Origin of the sequence: Mesorhizobium sp. M5C.F.Ca.IN.020.32.2.1, assembly GCF_004023105.1 — a bacterium.
GTDB classification, from domain to species: Bacteria; Pseudomonadota; Alphaproteobacteria; order Rhizobiales; family Rhizobiaceae; genus Mesorhizobium; species Mesorhizobium wenxiniae.
Genome location: NZ_RZSX01001307.1, coordinates 1 through 1,172 on the forward strand (window position 1 = coordinate 1; position 1,172 = coordinate 1,172).

At 57.5% G+C, this 1,172-nt stretch carries 1 protein-coding gene; it reads left to right on the forward strand.

Annotated elements, in window-relative coordinates:
• Nucleotides 1-692 precede the first annotated feature (692 nt).
• Nucleotides 693-1,118, forward strand: a complete 426-nt coding sequence (locus EOA86_RS41000; protein ID WP_281035734.1) for a helix-turn-helix transcriptional regulator — start codon at nucleotides 693-695, stop codon at nucleotides 1,116-1,118.
• The last annotated feature ends 54 nt before the right edge of the window (nucleotides 1,119-1,172 follow it).

Consider the following 1,172-nt stretch of genomic DNA (forward strand, 5'->3'; position numbering starts at 1 on the left):
CGTATGATCCGCCTAAGCGGATCCGCGTCGATCCTGCACGTAGCGCAGCCGAAGGCGTAGCGGAAGGAAGGACGGGGAGACCGTTTTTTTGCTTGCGAGGGAGAGAGGGCAGAGCCCTCTTTCCCTCTCGGAGGCAAACAAAGTCGGCCGCGATCGCGGCCGTCACTTGCAAATGAAAGGAGCCGTCACTGGCTAGCGCCAGGACGGCTCCCGCGGTGAGTGGCAAGAAGGGCTAGCGACTTACCATCACCAACTCGTATTGCCCGAGACGCGCGCACTATGCTGATTTCGGCCCGTTCTGTAAACGGGCGATATCCCAATTTGGTGTACTGATGACGGCGTTCTGGCCGCGTAGCGGCCCGCGCGTCCGATCGTCACCCGGATGGGCGGAGACTGGCTGTAGGCAAGGCTCCGTGCCGAAGGCATAGAGCGGTTTCGCGAAGCGACGCGCCCATAATTCTGGCAGGCCGACTAGATTCCAAGGTGGCATCCGGTCAACCAATTTGGTTACATTGATTCGAACGAACACCGACGATCATCGCAACTTGGCAGGATCAATGGCAGGACCTTCCTTCGAGGGATGGATTTCTCACCTCGGTTTATAGCAGATCGACGATCCGCAAATTGACAAGCCGGTCTATCGGAAAACCAGCTTCGGCGAACTGGAGCTAAGCGCCGAAATTGAAAAAAAGATCAGCACCAGCCTTCGCAACGCTCGCGATCGACTGAAATTCCCGCGGGCGAAGCAGGCGCCGATGCTCGGGCTCAGCGACCAGGTTTATAATCGCTACGAAAACGCGGTTTCGCGGCTGACTGTCGGCCGGCTCCTTCACATCTGCGAGGTGCTGAGCATTTCACCGGTGGAGATCCTGTACCCAGTCGCGCCGCATCTTTGGGGTGAGGACCAGGCCGAAGCGGAGACTCGTATGGCGATCATTGAAAAGCTGGGGAATTTCGACGGTCCCACGCTTCAAGCCATTCTGAGCTTTCTTCACCACCTTAAGACGAAAGAGATTGACGAAGGCGGCAGCGGCTATGACGGCGCGGCGCCAGCCGCGCAGTCATTCTTTGCTGCAGTTCAAGTTGCAAACGGGTGTGACATTCATGGCGGCAAGTAACAAGCGGCTCATAAAGGCGAGCGAGGTTCCGACGTTTGTTGATGCGATCATCAA